The sequence below is a fragment of the Streptococcus sp. DD13 genome, assembly GCF_001578875.1.
In the GTDB taxonomy this organism is placed as follows: Bacteria; Bacillota; Bacilli; order Lactobacillales; family Streptococcaceae; genus Streptococcus.
Genome location: NZ_KQ969506.1, coordinates 1,267,682 through 1,269,356 on the forward strand (window position 1 = coordinate 1,267,682; position 1,675 = coordinate 1,269,356).

Consider the following 1,675-nt stretch of genomic DNA (forward strand, 5'->3'; position numbering starts at 1 on the left):
TACGGATTTTTGAGGAGATTGTCGACACCCTTTAGTGTTTCATCTTGGCTCCCGTTTATTGTACGTCACCGTCTAGCCTATAGTCAAACTCTGTGGTACGGATAAAAAATGCTTATCCCTTAGAAAGGACTTTTCGTGAACCTTAAAGATCTCTATTATTTCGAAGCTTTAAAAGAACTCTCTTCCTATACGGCTGTCGCCAAAAAATTTGGTATCAGTCAACCCAGCGTTTCCTATGCGATTAAGCGATTGGAAGAAAACTTTAACTGCCAATTGGTCGAACACGACCCTTCCCATCGCACCTTTCATTTAACGCCCCAAGGGGAGATCCTCTATCGCCATCTGGAGCGCATCTTGCCGGAGTTGCGCGCTACCCGCAAGGCCATTGACCGCTCCTTATCCCATCATGTGACAGTTGGCTTTCCTCCAATCATCGTCCACTACCTCCTTCGGTCCATGCAGTCGAAGTCAGCTGAGCTTGATTTCTTGTCCCACATTCGACCCGTTCGTGGCGGATCCTTGGAATTACTAGACCTGCTCTTTACAGGGGATCTGGATGCTAGTCTCATTGGCCACATCGCACCCTTAGAGGCCCCTAACTTATGTAGTCAGCCCCTTTTTCAAAAACAACTCGATATTGTTCTCTCCAAACACCACCCTCTTGCTAAGAAAGATTTTCTAAGCTTCGAGGACTTACTAGACGAATCGTTTATCTTGCTGGATGAAAACTTCGTCCATCTCAAAGCATTTGAGCAGTTGAACGATCGCTACCATCAGCAAGCCAATATTTTCTTTAAGACTGATGATGTCATGATCCTAAAGGAACTCCTCAAAAAGGAGGTCGGCATCAGCCTCCTTGCAGATATGGCACTTGACTCCAATGACAATGAGTTGGTAGCCATTCCACTGGATCCCAAAGACCGGATCACCTTTACCATTTCTTCTGCCCATCTCAAGACCAATCCTCTGACTGGCGAGATTCGTTCGTTATTTTCCTGGCTTAAAGAAGCTTACGACCAAAGACAATAAAGCTAAACATTTTATTTCAAACAAAAATACGCCGAGAATAGGCTCAACGAAAGAGCCTCTCTCAGCGTTTTTTTGACTTGAGATACTGACTTGACCTCTGCGAATAGACGATAGGATACATAGACCTATCCAAGTGTCCCTTGATACTGACTGATCAAATACAGACCAACCACAATAATAAAGACAAAAAGGATCCATTTGATCAAGCCTTTTAAAAAATGAAAAATCAAGGTGAGAGCCAAGCTGGCAAGGAACCAGGCGGTTGGCCCTGAGCTGATGAAGTTGTGAAGGCGGTCCAGACTTCCACCAGCTAAGCTCTTTAGCCAATCTGGGCTATTGGTCATAAGAGTTTGTGACCAGCCAAATTGGTTTAAAATAGCTTGACCAGTCACCTGCAACCAGGCAAACACCCCAGTATTAAAAGCCAGCAAAAAAGCTTGCTGGGGATATGTTTTGATGAGACGAAGTATTGTTCGCATACGTTACCTCCTAGATTCTGTAAAAGATGGTGCCTTGAGACTATCCTTTTTGATGAGCCTTTCCTTGGTAAGATAAAGTCAACGACCACTCCCAAGAGGTGCTATCCCATATAAGGTGGTCAAGAGCACACACTAAAGGGTGTCGACAATCTCTTCAAAAATCCGTA

Annotated in this window: 2 protein-coding genes; one reads left to right on the top strand and one right to left on the bottom strand. The window is 44.5% G+C overall.

Translation table 11 applies throughout. The features are described from left to right. Positions 1–135: 135 nt before the first annotated feature. Positions 136–1,029 (top strand): LysR family transcriptional regulator, encoded by an 894-nt coding sequence (locus STRDD13_RS05895; protein ID WP_067102974.1) that lies wholly within the window; start codon positions 136–138, stop codon positions 1,027–1,029. A gap of 125 nt (positions 1,030–1,154) precedes the next feature. Here STRDD13_RS05895 and STRDD13_RS05900 read toward each other — a convergent pair whose 3' ends face one another. Next, positions 1,155–1,508 (bottom strand): hypothetical protein, encoded by a 354-nt coding sequence (locus tag STRDD13_RS05900; protein WP_067102976.1) that lies wholly within the window; start codon positions 1,506–1,508, stop codon positions 1,155–1,157. Positions 1,509–1,675 lie beyond the last annotated feature (167 nt).